The organism is Herbaspirillum sp. CAH-3, from assembly GCF_009668275.1.
Taxonomy (GTDB): domain Bacteria; phylum Pseudomonadota; class Gammaproteobacteria; order Burkholderiales; family Burkholderiaceae_D; genus Herbaspirillum; species Herbaspirillum aquaticum.
On record NZ_VSWE01000002.1, the window covers coordinates 112231 to 126503 of the forward strand.

A 14273-nucleotide genomic window follows, 5' to 3' on the forward strand; every position below is an offset into this window, starting at 1 on the left:
CGTTCGATGTGGGTGAAGGGCAGCACTGGTGCTGTACGCCCCTGCGGCCGGCACCAGTGCGCTCACGGCAAGGACCGTGGATTACTTTGCCGCCAGCAGGTGCTGCAGCACCGGCAGCAGGCTCTCGGGCTCCGGGCGACGGGTGTAGTCGGGGTTGACCTCGGCGTAGGCGATCACGCCATCCTGGCCGATGACGTAGCGCGCAGGCATCGGCAAGGTCCAGGCCGGATCGTCGTTGAAGGCGGGCAGATCATTCTTCAGGCTCTTGTACAGCTCGACCAGGTAGTCCGGCAGGCTGAAGCGCAAGCCGAATGCGGCTGCCACCTCATTGCGTACGTCGGAGAGGATCGGGAAGTCGAGCTTGTTCTGGCGCTGTGACTTGCGGCTGTTCGGAGCGGTCTGCGGCGAGATGGCCACCAGGTTCGCGCCCAGTTCCCGGAAGCGCGGCAAGGATTCCTGCAAGGCCTGCAGTTCGAGGTTGCAGTAGGGGCACCAGACGCCGCGATAGAAGCTGATCACCAGCGGTCCGCGGGCAAGCAGTTCGGCCGATGAAACGGCATTGCCGTCCGGGTCGGCCAGGATAAATTCCGGCGCGCGGTCGCCGGCCTTGAGCGCACGGCCGGCTTGACCGGACGCGATCAGTTCGGCTGTGGCGCGCTCCATCACGGGGTGGATCTCGGGAGGGGCGAAGTAGGGGGCCTTGCCGCCCTTGAAGTCAGCCTTGAAGGCGTCGAGTTTGTCTTGCAGTGTCATGATGGTTTTTCCTTTGAAGGGTGTTTGGCAGATCGTGTGAATGGGTCAACGGCAGCCGGCATCGTCAAGCCGGTGGCAACAGCGACTCCACCCGGGCAATGGCGCGCTGTACTGCCGGGCGTTGCGACATCGTGGCAAACCAGCGCGCCACATGCGGGCTGGCCTCCAGATCGACGCCGGCAAACTGGCTGCGCCAGATCCAGCCGAAATGGGCGATGTCGGCAATGGAATAACTGCTGCCGGCGACGAAGTGCTGCTGCGCCAGCAGACGGTCGAGCAGGCCCAGCGTGCGCAATGCTTCCCCGTGGAATCGTGCAATCGCATGGGGCAGCGCTTCAGGCGCAAGCTTCCGGAAATAGCCCGCCTGTCCGAAGGCCGGACCGAGCGCGGAAGCGTGAAAGAAAAGCTGCTCGAAGACGCGGGCGCGTGCCACCCCCTCCACCGGGAGCAAGGCCCCGTGCCGTTCAGCCAGATAGACCAGGATCGCCGCCGACTCGCTGAGCACCACGCGCTGCTGGTCCTGCATCACTGTCAGCACGGGGACCTTGGCGTTCGGGTTCAGGGCGAGAAAATCGGCCGACCGTTGTTCGCCCTGGCGCACATTGACGGTGTGGATCTGGTAATCGAGGCCCAACTCTTCCAGGGCGATCACGGGCTTGATGCTGTTGGGCGTGGCAAAGGCGTGGAGCTGGTACATGGTGCATCCTCAAGAAGGGTGGCGAGGGCCGGCCGTGCTTACAGCGCAGGCGCGGCCGGGAAATCGACCGGCACCTGGGTCAGGGCATGCAGGTAGTTGGTGATGATCTTGTCGCCGATCACCATCACGACGTCGACCAGGTTGCCCTCCGAATAGCCTGCCGCGAAGAAGGCCTCCACCAGCGCAGGGGCGGCATGGCCGCGGTGTTCGGCGGCGCTCTTGACCAGGCGGGCCAGCGCATCCAGGCGGGCGTCAAAGGCAGCGCCACCCTTGCGGATCGCAATGATCTGTTCGGGTGTGAAGCCGACCATGCCACCCAGCACCGTGTGCGCGGCCAGGCAGTAGGCGCATTCGTTGACCTGGCTGACCACCAGGTTGATGACTTCGCGCTCCTTGGCCGTGAGCGAGCTCTTGCCGTTCTGCAGCGTCAGGTAATTGCCCAGCGCATGTTCCGAGTGGGCGAACGTGGCGTACAGGTTGGGCACCATGCCCAGGCCCTTGCGAAGATTGTCGAAGATGGCCTGGTTGGCGGGAGAGACGGTAGCGGCGGTCGGGATGGTGAAGGTGTTCATGAGATGTCCTTGGGGTTCAGTAAAGGGTTGCGACAGGGCGAACTATGGGCGCCTTGATCGCGCCGGGGTAGCCAGCCGGATGGCATAGCCTGTATTCCTGCAACCGTAGAAGCGGCGATCAAGGCGGCGTGCGATCAGGCCAGTGCGGGCTTGGTCCATTCGTTGCCCGCCATGAAGCTGTCGAGCTCGGTACCGACCAGGTGGTTGGTGTAGTTGCTCATCACCTTGGTGGCCACGCCCAGGACCACTTCCAGCACATTGCGGCGGGTGTAGCCTGCGGCGATGAAGGCCTCGACGTCGGCCTCGGCAACGAAGCCGCGATCACGCACGACCAGGGTGGTGAAGCGATGCAGGGCCTCCAGCCGGGCATCAGGCAGTGCAGTACCGGCGCGCAAGGCGGCGATGACGGCGGCGTCCATCTTGATCATCTTGGCCAGCGTGGTATGGCCAGCCATGCAGTAATGGCAGTTGTGCTCGAAGTTGGCGGTGAGATAGACCACCTGCTGTTCATGCGGGGTCAGGCTGCTCTTGGCGAACAGGTCCCACAAGGCGGTGTAGCCCGCCAGCAGCTCGGGGGAGTGCGCCATGTTGGCCTGCAGGTTGGGAATGAAGCCGAAGGCCTTCTTGACCTCATGGAGGACGGGTTTGGCGGCTTCGGGGGCGGTATCTTGCGTGTAGACGGTGAACTTGCTCATGGTCATTCTCCTGTGGGTGGATGTTGTTGCGACCCCTGAATCATCGGCCAGCGCCCATGGCCCGGGTAGACCGGCAGCGCGCATATAATTCATTCCTTCACGGAATACTCAAGCGCAGGCGTAGGGCCTGCCAAAGGAATGCAATGGACCGACTCGCCCTGATGGAAACCTATGTCTGCACGGTGGAAACCGGCTCGTTCTCGGCGGCGGCACGGCGCCTGGCGGTAGGGCAGCCCGCCGTCTCCAAGGCCATCGCGCAACTGGAAGAACGGCTGCAGGCGCGGCTGCTGTTGCGCTCCACCCGCGGCCTGACGCCCACCGAAGCGGGGCAGGCCTACTACGAGTCGGCCAAACGCGCCATCGCAATGGCCGACGAGGCCGACAGCGTGGTGCGGGGTGTCAGCGCCGACCTGGTGGGCAAGCTGCGCGTCTCGGCGGCGGTCACCTTCACGCGGCTGCATGTGATTCCCCATATCAAACGTTTCATGGAGCGCCATCCCCAGCTGGAGATCGAAGTGGTCCTCGACGACCGCCATATCGACCTGCTGGAGAACGGCATCGACATCGCGCTGCGCATGGGCAATCTCGGCGATTCCTCGATGACGGCGCGCAGGGTCGCCACGGGGCGCCGCATGGTGGTGGCCACGCCCGCTTATCTGGCACAGCGTGGTGTGCCACAGAGGCCGGCCGACCTGGTGCATCACGAGGCGGTGGTTTACCTGTCCGATGCCGGTGGCGCGACGACCTGGTCCTTCGAGCGGGACAGCGCCGAGGTCTCGGTCACGGTCAGCGGGCACTTGCGCGTGAGTGCGGCTGAGGGCGTGCGGGCTGCCGTCTGTGCGGACGTGGGCGTGGCCATCGTGTCCGAATGGATGTTCGCCCCGGAACTGGCGCGCGGCACGGTGTGCCAGCTTCTGCCGGAGTGGTCCCTGCCGACCATCGATGTCTGGGCGCTCTATCCCTCCGGCCGCCTGGCAAGCGCCAAGGCGCGGGCGTTTGCGGCTTTCGTGGAAGAGATCATGATGGGGGAGGGGGCGGCGCCTCCGGTGGAGGCCCAGGATTGAGGTCTGCCGTCCGGCTGTCGCGGGTGCGACGAGCATGACTTGCCGCAGGAATGTCGCGATGGCGATTCATGACGCTGTGTCACTTTTCAAGTGACGTAATCACGTCAAAGTCATCCATGCTTTTACGTTAAATTATCTCTCCCTGAACGCGCTCAGGCCACCTTGTTCCGGTCGCAGCGAACGCATGCGATGCGGTCATCATGAAGACTTTCATAGGGAGAATCATATGGAAAAGAGACCAGCTATCCTCATCGTCGGGGCCTCGCGTGGCCTCGGTCTGGCGCTGGTCGAACAATTTTGCCTGCGCGGCTGGCAAGTGCTGGCGACGGTTCGTACGCCGTCCTCGGCGCTGGACGCCTTGAAGGTGCGTTTTGGCTCTGCACTTGAAGTAGAGGTGGTGGATATCGCCGACGAAGCCAGTGTCAGGGCGCTGCGCCAGCGGCTTGAGGGTCGTACCCTGGAGATGCTGTTCATCAATGCGGGCATCGCAAAGTCCATCAACGAGAGCGCCGGCACTGCGCCGGTCCAGGACTTCCTGGACATGATGCTGGTCAATGCCTTCAGCCCGATGCGCTTCATCGAAATCTTCGACGACATGGTGGCGCCGGACGGCACCATTGCCGCGATGTCATCGGAGTTGGGAAGCATCACCGGCAATGAGGGTGGCTGGGACCTGTATGCCTCCAGCAAGGCGGCCCTGAACATGCTCATGAAGTGTTACGCGGCGGCCCGGCCCGGGGACCAGCGCGCCAAGCTGGTGGTGGCTCCCGGCTGGATCCAGACCGAGATGGGCGGGCCGGGGGCCAGCTTCACCGTGGAGGAGACGATTCCGCTGGTGGTCGACATGCTGGAGAAGAACCACGGCAAGCCGGGCCTGCGCTTCGTTGACCGTTTCGACCGCAGCTTGCCCTGGTAATCTGCCATCGCTGTCGTATCACCCATGTGCCCGGCCCTTGCCGGGCACACGCCTGTTGAGGCCCCTCATCTGCCATCGATGGCGTACAGGCGTACAGTCCGGCAGACCTTCAGTCTCCCGCCGCTTGCCCGGTGATCGACAAGACAAAATCCAGGAAAGCGCGGGTCTTGGCCGGGAGATAGTTGCGCGAGGGATAGAAGGCATGCAGCGGAAAGCGTTCATCGCTCCAGTGCGGCAGGAGATTGATCAGCCGCCCTTCGGCCAGCAGGTTTTCCACCCCCAGTTCCATCACCTGTGCCACGCCAAAGCCGGCCAGGCAGGCGCTGTGCATCGTGCCCACGTCATTGACCAGCAAGGGGCCATCCACGCGCAAGGCGATCAGTTTGCGGCCACGCTTGACGTTCCAGGCGAAAGGTCTTCCGGTTTCGGGATCCCGGTACTGGATGCAGACATGCTTGCCCGACTCCAGTTCGCGCGGCGTGTCAGGCCGGCCATGGGCTTTGATGTAGGCGGGCGACGCGACCGTGAGGATGCGGGTGTCCAGCAACTTGCGCGAGATCAGCGAGGAAGAGGCGGGCTCCCCGAAGCGGATGGCGAGGTCGAAGCCTTCGGCGACCATGTCGCCGAGCTGCTCGCGGGTGATGAGATCGAGCCGCAGGTCCGGATGGCGTCGCATGAAGCTGCCCAGCCGCGGGCCCAGGATCAGTCGCGAAAAGAAGGGATCGATATTGACCCGCAGCCGCCCGCGCACGCTCTGCCGCCCTTCGGCCATGGTCCCGGCGGCTTCCTCCAGGGCCGAGAGCAGGGGAGCGATCTGGTCGTACAAGCGGCGTCCCTCTTCGGAGAGCGACACCGAGCGCGTGGTGCGCTCGAACAGCCGCACCGCCAGCCGTTGCTCCAGCCGTGCAATGGCGCGGCTCACGCCCGACGGCGTCATGTCCAGGGCCTCGGCGGCTGCCGCGAAGCTGCCGCCCTTGACTACCGCTGCCAGGACGCCCATCCCGCTAAACATGCGTTCGTCGAATGTCATGCCTTCCTTCCAGAAACAATGAACGATTTCCTTGTCATGCATGGCCAGTGCAGCCGAGCGCATCATGGCAGATCGTGCGCATGCCTGGAGCGCATGACCAGCAAGAGCGAGAGCACCATGGCCATTCCTGCCAGCGGCGCAAGCGCTTTCGGGCCAAGGGTGTCGACCACCAGCCCGCCGGCCAGTGCACCGGTGGCGATGGCGCCGTTGAAGGCGATCACGAACAATGATAGCGCGGCTTCCGAATCGCCGGTCTGGCGGGCGGCCCGGAATACCCAGGTCTGCAGCAGGACGGGCAGGGCAGCGTAGCTCATGCCCCAGGGGACGAGCGAGGCGATGGCCACCGGCTTGACATCGCCAAAGGCCCACAGCAAGGCCATGCTTGCGATGAGCACGACGAGGGTCCCGATGAGGGCCGCGCGCAGCGAGCGCGCCATGAAGCGGCCGATGGAAAAATTGCCCAGCACGCCGGCCAGGCCATACACCAGCAACAATGAACTGATCCAGGAAGGAGCGATGCCGGTCACGTTCTGCAGGTACGGGGTGATGTAGGTGTAGGCAAGGAAATTGCCCGTCATCACCAGCGAGGTAGCAAAGAAGATGAAGCGGATCGGACCGTGACGGTAAGCTACTGCAATGGCTTTCAGGGAGGCGCTGCCTTGCGAAGGCAAGGATGGCACCAGCGCCCAGGCCCACAGGCAAACCAGGAGGCTCAGCCCGGCCAGCACCAGGAAGGCGGCATGCCATCCCAGGGATTGGCCGATGAAGGTGCCAAGCGGCACCCCGAGCACCGAGGCGACCGCCAGCCCGCCCAGCACCACGGAGGTGGCCTTGACGGCCTGGTGCTCGGGGACCAGGCGGATCGCCATGGCCGTGGCGATGGACCAGAAGATGCCGATGCCTGCGGCCACAATGAGGCGGGCCAGGAGCAGCATGGCAAAACTGTTGGCCGAGGCGGCCAGGGCGTTGCCGGCCAGGTTGATGCCCATGAGCGCCACCATGAGCCACTTGCGGTCAAAGCGCGCGGTCAATACCGTCAGGGGGCCGGCGGTGAGGGCCACGAAGAGCGCAAAGCCGGTGACCAGCAAGCCGGTCATGCCGACTGACAGATGGATGCCGTCGGCAATCGGGCCCAGCAGGCCCACCGGCAACAGTTCGGAACTCACGAAACTGAAGCACCCGACCGCCAGTGCCAGGATGGCCAGCCATGTGCGCACGCTGGCCCCCTTGGGGGGATGGGTGGCGCACAGGCCGGAAGAAGAGCGGGAATTGCCGGTGGCAGTGCCAGTGGCAGGCGAAGATGAAGGCATGGCGACTCCTGTAGGGAAGATGATTCGAATGGGGCGTGTTAACGCACACCCGAATTTTCATCTTCTGTCCAAGAGTCGGCGATAGCATCAATATCAGAAATGAAGTGACAGGAAGTCACTAATGGAAGATGCAAAAAATAATATACCCGCCAGGTTTGCGCCGGAGTTTCTGCGTCGGTTTGCTCACGCAAGCGCCGCTGCAATGGCCTCAGGCACGAAGGGACGATTGTTCATGAAGCAGGCTCCCACGAAGACCGCCTCGGCGTAGACCACGTCTCCTACCTTGATCTGCTGCACGAAATTGACCCGGCTGCGCTTCTCGTGTTTCTGCAGTTCGCAGGTGACCTCCATCGTGTCCCCCTTCTGCAGGCTCTTGCGAAAACGCAGCGAGTATTCCAGCACCATGAAGACCTGGCCCTGCTTGAAGGCTTCTTCGATATCGATGCCCAGCCCTTCTTTGAGGAAGGCGTGCCGCGTCCATTCCATATAAAACGGGTAATACAGCCCGTCGACCACGCCCTGGAAATCGATATGTTTTGGATCCACTTCAAACTGTTTTGAAAACATGGTGTTGCTCCTTTCGTTCAGATCAATCAAATCGTTGACAAGATAATGGCACGGCAGGACTACCGTCTACCTCCACGAGCCGGGACATGGCGAACGGTCCGGCCGGTAAAACGAAGTCAAGCCCGACCTTGTTTTGCGAATCCGGCTACCATCGCCGATATCGCCTGCAAACCGCCATCCTGATCTCACCTGCCTGATTCCGCTTATGCCTTCCCCCCATTTCCTGCCTCGTACGAAAGCCTCCCTGGCTGCCACCCTGTTCAGCTTGTTGGCCGCTCTGCCGACGCTGGCACCTGCTGCCAATGCTGCCAATGCTGCCAATGCTGCCAATGCTGCAGCGCTGCCTGACAGGGGAGATGCCCCCGTCTATGGCCCCCAACTGGAGGGCTTCGACTACCGCTGGCCGGTCTCGCGTTATCGTTTCCACTCACAGCGCCAGGACATCGAGATGGCCTATCTCGATGTGGCGCCTGCAGCCGGTGGCGTCCCGCACGGTACCGTCGTCCTGCTGCACGGGAAGAATTTCTGCGCCGGTACCTGGGAGCAGACCATCGACGTCCTGCATCATGCCGGCTACCGCGTGATTGCACCGGATCAGATCGGCTTCTGCAAATCCAGCAAGCCCGAGCAATACCAGTTCAGCTTCCAGCAACTGGCCGCCAACACGCACGCCTTGCTGGCCTCGCTCGGCATCGATCAGGCCATCCTGGTCGGCCACTCTACCGGCGGCATGCTGGCCATCCGCTATGCCTTGACCTATCCACAGCAGACCCGGCAGCTGGTGCTGGTCGACCCCATCGGCCTGGAAGACTGGCGCGCCAAGGGCGTGCCGCCGGTATCGGTGGACCAGTGGTATGCGCGCGAACTCGGTACGACGGCCGAGCGCATCCGCAACTACGAGCGCGCTACGTATTTCTCCGGGCAGTGGAGCGCGGACTATGAGCCCTGGGTGCAGATGCTGGCCGGCATGTATCGCGGGCCGGGCAAGGAGCGGGTGGCGTGGAATTCCGCACTGTTGTATGACATGATCCTTACCCAGCCAGTAGTCTACGAACTCAAGAACCTGAAGACGCCCACGGTCCTCATGATCGGCGACCAGGACAGCACCGCCATCGGCAAGGAATTCGCGCCGCCGGAATTGCGGGCTGCACTGGGCAACTATGCGGTCCTTGGGCGGGAGGCGGCTGCCGCCATCCCGCACTCGACATTGGTCGTCTTCCCCGGCGCTGGCCATGCACCGCAGATGCAGATGCCGGAGCTGTTTCATGCGCAGCTGCTCAAGCTTCTTGCGCCGCAAGGCGGGCGCTGAATGACAGAGGGCTGCGCTTGTTGCCTTACCTGATCTTCATTCAAGGATAAAACGATGGAACGCTGGATCGCCTACGCATTCATTTCCATGGCCTTCGCAGGCTTCACCTCGGTCATCGCCAAATTGGGATTGACCGGCATCTCCAGCGACCTGGGATTGGCCATCCGGACCTGCTTCGTGTTCGTCTTCGTCCTCATGTTCGCCGCCGCCGTGGTGCCGGCGGCGCAACTGGGGGCGGTCACCTGGCAGAACATCCTCTGGCTCGGCCTGTCGGGTGTGACTACCGCCGTCTCCTGGGTGTTCTACTACAAGGCCATCAAGGCGGGCGATGTCTCGACCGTGGCGCTCATCGACAAGGGCAGTGTCATCGTGGCCTTGCTGATGGCGGTCTGGATCCTCAATGAAGTCATCACCCCCGCCAAGCTGATCGGGGCTGCGCTCATTGCGGCCGGACTGCTGGTCATCTCACGCGGATGAACCGCGCGCGGATCCCAACACGGGATGCCGCGCCACCGTCTCCGCCAGGAAATCAGCCACCGCCCGCACCCGTGCCGAGGCGCTCAGGTCGGCGTGCATGACCAGCCACAGGCCGTTGTCGAACAGGGCATCCGAAGGGACGACCTTGACCAGCTCCGGAGCCGTCGCCAGGAAATCCGGGATGATGGCCAGGCCCAGGCCGGCGCGGGCTGCTGCGATCTGCATCGGCAGGTTCGATACCGCCAGTACCGTGCGTGCCTGCACTGCGTGCGTATTCATCCACTGCGCCGCCGGCAGGTGGCTGTGTGCCTCATCCCAGGTGATGATGTCGCGCCCGGCGAAGGGGTCGCCGTCTTGCTGCGGATGGCGTTTCAGGTAGCTGCGGCTGGCGTAGACGGCGTAGTGCATGCGGCCCAGCTGGCGCAGCTTGAGGTTGCCGCTGGCCGGCCGCACCACGCGCAGGGCCAGGTCAGCCTCGCGTCGGCCCAGGGTCACGGTGGCCGTCTGCGTGACGATCTCCAGGCCCAGCCCGGGATAGCGCCGTGCAAACGCGGGCAAGGCCGGGATCACCAGGTCAGTGGCCAGGTTCTCCGAGGTGGCCAGGCGCACCGTGCCGGAGACCTCGCCGCTCAACCCGGCCGCACCGCGCTCCACCGCCAATACTCCTTCCTCGGCCAGCTCGGCACGCTGCAGGATCTCCTGGCCTTCGTCGGTCAGGAAGTAACCGGTCTGGTGCCGCTCGAAAAGCCGTGCACCCAGGCTCTGCTCCAGTTCCGTAATACGCCGCGCCACCGTCGACTGGCTGGCCTTGAGCCGGACGGCCGCCCGCGTGAGGCTGCCGCCACGGGCCACTTCCAGAAAATATCGGAGGTCGTTCCAATCCATTGGTTTTCCATTTTTGGAAAATGATTCGCCGATTATTTGCATTTTCCTCTCACGATGCAAGGACTACATTGTCCTCATGACGCCGCAATGGCAGACCGTTGAGCCCGCCGGTCGCGGCGTCCGATGTCTTCGTATCCCTGTTCTTGTAGAGGAGAATCCCATGCAATACCGCACCCTCGGCCACACCGGCCTGCTCGTTTCCCGCCTGTGCCTGGGCACCATGACCTTCAGCGACGGCAGCGGCATCTATCAGCACATCGGCAACGTCGGCCAGCAGAAAGCCGACCAACTGGTCAAGACCGCATTCGACGCCGGCGTCAATTTCTTCGATACCGCCGATGTCTACTCGGCCGGCGCCAGCGAGGCGACCCTGGGCCAGTCCCTGCGCAACCTCGGCCTGGCCCGCAGCGACGTGGTGCTGGCCACCAAGGTCTACAGCCGCATGGGTCCCGGCCGCAATGACGTGGGCGCCTCGCGCGGCCACATCATGGATGCCGTCGAGGCCAGCCTGCGCCGCCTGCAGACCGACCACATCGACCTGTACCAGGTGCATGCCAGCGACAGCCTCACCCCCATCGAGGAAACCCTGCGCGCCCTCGATGACCTGGTCACGCAAGGCAAGGTGCGCTACGTCGGCGTCTCCAACTGGCCGGCCTGGAAGATTGCCCGGGCGCTGGGCATCTCGGCCGAGAAGGACTTCTCACGTTTCGAAACGGTGCAGGCGTATTACTCCATCGCCGGGCGCGACCTCGAACGCGAGATCGGCCCCTTGCTGGAGGCCGAGAAGATGGGCCTGATGGTCTGGAGTCCGCTGGCTGGCGGCCTCATGTCCGGCAAGTTCAGCCGCGCGCACCAGAAGCCGGCCGACACCCGCCGCTCCGGTTTCGACTTCCCCATCGTCGACAAGGAACGCGCCTGGAACATCATCGACGTGATGGCACCGATTGCCCAACGTCACGACGTAAGCGTGGCGCGGGTGGCGCTGGCCTGGCTGCTCTCGCGCCAGGTGGTGACCTCGGTCATCATGGGCGCGCGGCGCCTGGACCAGTTGCGCGACAACCTGGCAGCCATCGACCTGCAGCTCGATGCGCAGGAGTTGCAAGCGCTCGATGCCGCCAGCGCGCTGCCGCCGGAATATCCCGGCTGGATGCTCGCGACCCAGGGCGCCGACCGCCTGGGGCCGGTGGACTTGTGGGCCGAGGCGACGCATTCCTGATCGCTGTCCGCCCGCCACCAGCGGCTAGCCCCGGCGCGGTGCGGCCAGGGCAGTAGCCATGTACTGGGTCGCGTAATCCACGAAGGTGCGCACCCGCAACGGCAAGGTCCGGCGCACCGGATAGACTACGTGCGCCGGGATGCTCCTGGCCTCCCAGCGCGGCAGCAGCCGCACCAGCCGGCCCGAGACCAGGTCTTCTTCGGCCAGCCAGGTCGGCAGCACCGCTACCCCCAAATCCATGCGCGCCGCCTCACGCAGGCTGGTCACCCCTTCCGAGATCAGCACCGGCTGCACCTGCAGCCGGTGCTCCTGGTCACCTTCCCCGTAGAGCATGACTTCGCGCGTGCCGCCGAAATTGGCCGAGGCCAGGATCAGCCACGGCCAGGCCTGCAGGTCCTCGGGGCGGCGGCAACGCTTGTGTGCTGCGACCAGCCCGGGCGAGGCCACCACGTGGCGCCGGATCTGGCCCAACGAACGGGCCACCACCCGCTCGTCGGTGATGGTGCCGGCAATAATGCCGGCGTCGCATCCCTCTTCGATCATGTGCACCGGACGGTTGGAATAGGACAGTTCCATGGTCACGCCAGGATGCGCCTGGATGAAGCTGCTGATGAGCCGGCTCACCACGGTCTGCCCGAAATCGATGGTGGAAAACACCCGGATGTTGCCCTGCAGCCCGCCCTGTTCCTGGCGCAGGCGCTGCTCTGCCTCGTCGGCCAGTTCGATCAGGGCGCGCGCATCCTGCAGGAAACGCTGGCCGCTGTCGGTCAGGCTCATGCGGTGCGTGTCCCGGCGCAGCAGTTCGGCGCCGCATTGTTCTTCCAGTGCGCCCAGCTGGCGGCTCAGGGTGGGCTGGGTCATGTGCAGGGCACGCGCCGCCGCCGAGATGCTGCCGCAGTCGACGATGGTGACGAAGCTGCGCAGCAGGTGCAGGTCGTTGAACATGGTCATGCAAAAAGTGGATAAGCGATATGTCGATTATACGGCTACAGCCGATGCGCCCCCGGTGGGATGATTCATCCATCGATTTCAACCCACCTACCTTCACAAGGAGAAACAGCATGAACACCACCGCATCCCAAGCCACCCGTCCCGCCCACCAGCAGGTCGCCATCGTCACCGGCGCCTCGCGCGGCATCGGTGCGGCCATCGCCACGCGACTGGCAGCAGAGGGCATCGCCATCATCGTCAACTATGCCGGCCGCAAGGATGACGCCGAGCGTGTCGTGGCCGGGATCACCGCCGCCGGCGGACGCGCCGCTGCGATCCAGGCCGACGTCGCCGTGCCGGCCCAGGTGGCGGCCCTGTTCGACCAGGCCAGCACGCTCTTTGGCGGGGTCGACATCCTGGTCAACAATGCCGGCATCATCCAGCCCGGCCTGACCATGCTGGCCGATACCGATGACGAGCTCTTCGACAAGCTGCTGGCCATCAACATCAAGGGCAGCTTCAACACCATGCGCATCGCCGCCAAGCGCCTGCGCGAGGGCGGACGCATCGTCAACTTCTCCAGCAGCATGAAGACCATGGCCTCGCCCGGCTATTCCATCTATGCGGCTACCAAGGCAGCCGTGGAGACCATGACCAATGTCTTCGCCAAGGAACTGCGCGGCCGCAACATCACCGTCAATGCCGTCGCCCCGGGACCAACCGCCACCGAACTCTTCCTCAAGGACAAGACCCCGGAACAGATCGAGCGCCTGGCCAAGCTGCCGCCGCTGGAACGCCTGGCCCAGCCGGAGGACATTTCCGGCATCGTGGCCTTCCTGGTCGGCCCCGACGGCAGCTGGATCAACGGCCAGACCGTGCGGGCCAATGGCGGCTCGATCTGAGCGGCGTTTCACGAACCGACAAAAAAGGAGAGTCTTCATGGACAAGGTGATCCTCATCACCGGCGCCTCCAGCGGCTTCGGCCGCCTGACCGCCGAAGCGCTGGCCCGCGCCGGGCATATCGTCTACGCCTCGATGCGCGCCACCACCGGCCGCAATGCGGCGGCAGTGCAGCAGATGGCAGCCTTCGCCGACCTGCACGGCGCAGCCTTGCAGGCCGTGGAGTTGGACGTGCAGTCGCAGGACTCTGTCGAGGCGGCCGTTGAAAGCATCATTGCCGCGCACGGGCGCATCGACGTGGTGATCCACAATGCCGGCCACATGGCCTTTGGTCCGGCCGAGGCCTTTTCGCCGGAACAGTTCGCCCAGCTCTACGACGTCAACGTGGTCAGCACCCAGCGCGTGAACCGCGCCGTGTTGCCGCACATGCGGGCGCGGCGTGAGGGGCTGCTGGTGTGGGTATCGAGCAGCAGCTCGGCCGGCGGCACGCCGCCTTACCTGTCACCGTACTTCGCAGCGAAGGCCGCCATGGATGCGCTGGCCGTGCAATATGCGCGAGAGCTCACGCGCTGGAGCATCGAGAGCAGCATCATCGTACCGGGCGCCTTCACCTCGGGCACCAATCACTTCGCGCATGCCGGCAGTCCGGCCGACCAGGGGGTGCTGGCGCAGTATGAGCAGGGGCCTTATGCCGGCTTTGGTGAGCAGATCCAGCAAGCCTTTGCGGCCATCGTCCCGCCCGAGGCCGATGCCGGGGCGGTGGCCACGGCCATCGTCGATGTGGTCGGCCAGCCTTTCGGCCAGCGACCATTCCGGGTCCACATCGACCCGGCCCAGGATGGGGCCGATGTCGGCTTCGCCGTGCTGGACCGGCTGCGCGCGGAAATGCTGCAGCGGGTCGGCATGGCGGACCTGCTCAGGCCGCAGCGCCAGGCGCCGCACGCCTGATGCG

At 64.4% G+C, this 14273-nt stretch carries 16 protein-coding genes; 7 read left to right on the forward strand and 9 right to left on the reverse strand.

The genetic code is table 11. The annotated features are described in order from the left end of the window. Positions 1 to 81: 81 nt before the first annotated feature. The 4 genes from FYB76_RS03275 to FYB76_RS03290 form a co-directional block, all read right to left on the reverse strand. Positions 82 to 753 carry a peroxiredoxin-like family protein gene (locus FYB76_RS03275; RefSeq protein ID WP_088757419.1) on the reverse strand — a complete coding sequence of 224 codons (672 nt, stop codon included), beginning with the start codon at positions 751 to 753 and terminating at the stop codon, positions 82 to 84. Between the two features lie 64 nt (positions 754 to 817). Beyond that, on the reverse strand, positions 818 to 1450 hold the full coding sequence (locus FYB76_RS03280; RefSeq protein ID WP_154132682.1) for a glutathione S-transferase family protein: 633 nt from the start codon (positions 1448 to 1450) through the stop codon (positions 818 to 820). A 38-nt stretch (positions 1451 to 1488) separates the two neighbouring features. Next, positions 1489 to 2022, reverse strand: a complete 534-nt coding sequence (locus FYB76_RS03285; protein ID WP_154132683.1) for a carboxymuconolactone decarboxylase family protein — start codon at positions 2020 to 2022, stop codon at positions 1489 to 1491. Between the two features lie 134 nt (positions 2023 to 2156). Continuing rightward, the gene (locus FYB76_RS03290; protein WP_154132684.1) at positions 2157 to 2717 is read right to left on the reverse strand and encodes a carboxymuconolactone decarboxylase family protein; all 561 of its coding nucleotides are present in this window, start codon (positions 2715 to 2717) and stop codon (positions 2157 to 2159) included. A gap of 143 nt (positions 2718 to 2860) precedes the next feature. On the opposite strand from FYB76_RS03290, the gene FYB76_RS03295 reads away from it, so the two are divergent. Both FYB76_RS03295 and FYB76_RS03300 read left to right on the forward strand, forming a co-directional pair. Continuing rightward, a complete protein-coding gene (locus FYB76_RS03295) occupies positions 2861 to 3781 on the forward strand; it encodes a LysR family transcriptional regulator (RefSeq protein WP_154132685.1) in 921 nt (306 codons plus the stop codon). Between the two features lie 226 nt (positions 3782 to 4007). After that, positions 4008 to 4697, forward strand: coding sequence for an SDR family NAD(P)-dependent oxidoreductase (locus FYB76_RS03300; protein ID WP_154132686.1), 690 nt, complete (start codon positions 4008 to 4010; stop codon positions 4695 to 4697). Between the two features lie 109 nt (positions 4698 to 4806). On the opposite strand, the gene FYB76_RS03305 is transcribed toward FYB76_RS03300, so the two are convergent. From FYB76_RS03305 to FYB76_RS03315, 3 genes are all read right to left on the reverse strand, one after another. Continuing rightward, entirely contained in the window at positions 4807 to 5727 is a 921-nt protein-coding gene (locus tag FYB76_RS03305) for a LysR family transcriptional regulator (RefSeq protein WP_088757436.1), read from the reverse strand. Positions 5728 to 5789: 62 nt separating this feature from the next. Continuing rightward, positions 5790 to 7037, reverse strand: coding sequence for an MFS transporter (locus tag FYB76_RS03310; protein WP_154132687.1), 1248 nt, complete (start codon positions 7035 to 7037; stop codon positions 5790 to 5792). 183 nt (positions 7038 to 7220) lie between these two features. Beyond that, positions 7221 to 7604 carry a thioesterase family protein gene (locus tag FYB76_RS03315; protein ID WP_088757426.1) on the reverse strand — a complete coding sequence of 128 codons (384 nt, stop codon included), beginning with the start codon at positions 7602 to 7604 and terminating at the stop codon, positions 7221 to 7223. Between the two features lie 205 nt (positions 7605 to 7809). Between FYB76_RS03315 and FYB76_RS03320 the strand changes: the two genes are divergently transcribed. Further along, the gene (locus FYB76_RS03320) at positions 7810 to 8913 is read left to right on the forward strand and encodes an alpha/beta fold hydrolase (RefSeq protein ID WP_154132688.1); all 1104 of its coding nucleotides are present in this window, start codon (positions 7810 to 7812) and stop codon (positions 8911 to 8913) included. A gap of 54 nt (positions 8914 to 8967) precedes the next feature. Continuing rightward, positions 8968 to 9390 (forward strand): EamA family transporter, encoded by a 423-nt coding sequence (locus FYB76_RS03325; protein ID WP_154132689.1) that lies wholly within the window; start codon positions 8968 to 8970, stop codon positions 9388 to 9390. On the opposite strand, the gene FYB76_RS03330 is transcribed toward FYB76_RS03325, so the two are convergent. Next, positions 9379 to 10275 (reverse strand): LysR family transcriptional regulator, encoded by an 897-nt coding sequence (locus tag FYB76_RS03330; protein WP_154132690.1) that lies wholly within the window; start codon positions 10273 to 10275, stop codon positions 9379 to 9381. The two genes, FYB76_RS03325 and FYB76_RS03330, sit on opposite strands and share 12 nt — an antisense overlap. 160 nt (positions 10276 to 10435) lie before the next feature. On the opposite strand from FYB76_RS03330, the gene FYB76_RS03335 reads away from it, so the two are divergent. Next, a complete protein-coding gene (locus tag FYB76_RS03335; protein ID WP_154132691.1) occupies positions 10436 to 11491 on the forward strand; it encodes an aldo/keto reductase in 1056 nt (351 codons plus the stop codon). A 24-nt stretch (positions 11492 to 11515) separates the two neighbouring features. Here FYB76_RS03335 and FYB76_RS03340 read toward each other — a convergent pair whose 3' ends face one another. Further along, positions 11516 to 12442, reverse strand: a complete 927-nt coding sequence (locus FYB76_RS03340) for a LysR family transcriptional regulator (RefSeq protein ID WP_154132692.1) — start codon at positions 12440 to 12442, stop codon at positions 11516 to 11518. Between the two features lie 110 nt (positions 12443 to 12552). On the opposite strand from FYB76_RS03340, the gene FYB76_RS03345 reads away from it, so the two are divergent. Together FYB76_RS03345 and FYB76_RS03350 are read left to right on the forward strand one after the other, a co-directional pair. Then, entirely contained in the window at positions 12553 to 13323 is a 771-nt protein-coding gene (locus FYB76_RS03345) for an SDR family oxidoreductase (RefSeq protein WP_154132693.1), read from the forward strand. A gap of 37 nt (positions 13324 to 13360) precedes the next feature. After that, positions 13361 to 14269, forward strand: a complete 909-nt coding sequence (locus FYB76_RS03350) for an SDR family NAD(P)-dependent oxidoreductase (protein ID WP_154132694.1) — start codon at positions 13361 to 13363, stop codon at positions 14267 to 14269. Positions 14270 to 14273 lie beyond the last annotated feature (4 nt).

Coding starts and splice junctions, on each gene's coding strand:
- FYB76_RS03285 (WP_154132683.1), bottom strand. CDS start 2,022: ATGAACACCTTCACCATCCCGACCGCCGCTACCGTCTCTCCCGCCAAC.
- FYB76_RS03350 (WP_154132694.1), top strand. CDS start 13,361: ATGGACAAGGTGATCCTCATCACCGGCGCCTCCAGCGGCTTCGGCCGC.
- FYB76_RS03280 (WP_154132682.1), bottom strand. CDS start 1,450: ATGTACCAGCTCCACGCCTTTGCCACGCCCAACAGCATCAAGCCCGTG.
- FYB76_RS03290 (WP_154132684.1), bottom strand. CDS start 2,717: ATGAGCAAGTTCACCGTCTACACGCAAGATACCGCCCCCGAAGCCGCC.
- FYB76_RS03340 (WP_154132692.1), bottom strand. CDS start 12,442: ATGACCATGTTCAACGACCTGCACCTGCTGCGCAGCTTCGTCACCATC.
- FYB76_RS03275 (WP_088757419.1), bottom strand. CDS start 753: ATGACACTGCAAGACAAACTCGACGCCTTCAAGGCTGACTTCAAGGGC.
- FYB76_RS03330 (WP_154132690.1), bottom strand. CDS start 10,275: ATGGATTGGAACGACCTCCGATATTTTCTGGAAGTGGCCCGTGGCGGC.
- FYB76_RS03335 (WP_154132691.1), top strand. CDS start 10,436: ATGCAATACCGCACCCTCGGCCACACCGGCCTGCTCGTTTCCCGCCTG.
- FYB76_RS03320 (WP_154132688.1), top strand. CDS start 7,810: ATGCCTTCCCCCCATTTCCTGCCTCGTACGAAAGCCTCCCTGGCTGCC.
- FYB76_RS03310 (WP_154132687.1), bottom strand. CDS start 7,037: ATGCCTTCATCTTCGCCTGCCACTGGCACTGCCACCGGCAATTCCCGC.
- FYB76_RS03345 (WP_154132693.1), top strand. CDS start 12,553: ATGAACACCACCGCATCCCAAGCCACCCGTCCCGCCCACCAGCAGGTC.
- FYB76_RS03300 (WP_154132686.1), top strand. CDS start 4,008: ATGGAAAAGAGACCAGCTATCCTCATCGTCGGGGCCTCGCGTGGCCTC.
- FYB76_RS03305 (WP_088757436.1), bottom strand. CDS start 5,727: ATGACATTCGACGAACGCATGTTTAGCGGGATGGGCGTCCTGGCAGCG.
- FYB76_RS03315 (WP_088757426.1), bottom strand. CDS start 7,604: ATGTTTTCAAAACAGTTTGAAGTGGATCCAAAACATATCGATTTCCAG.
- FYB76_RS03325 (WP_154132689.1), top strand. CDS start 8,968: ATGGAACGCTGGATCGCCTACGCATTCATTTCCATGGCCTTCGCAGGC.
- FYB76_RS03295 (WP_154132685.1), top strand. CDS start 2,861: ATGGACCGACTCGCCCTGATGGAAACCTATGTCTGCACGGTGGAAACC.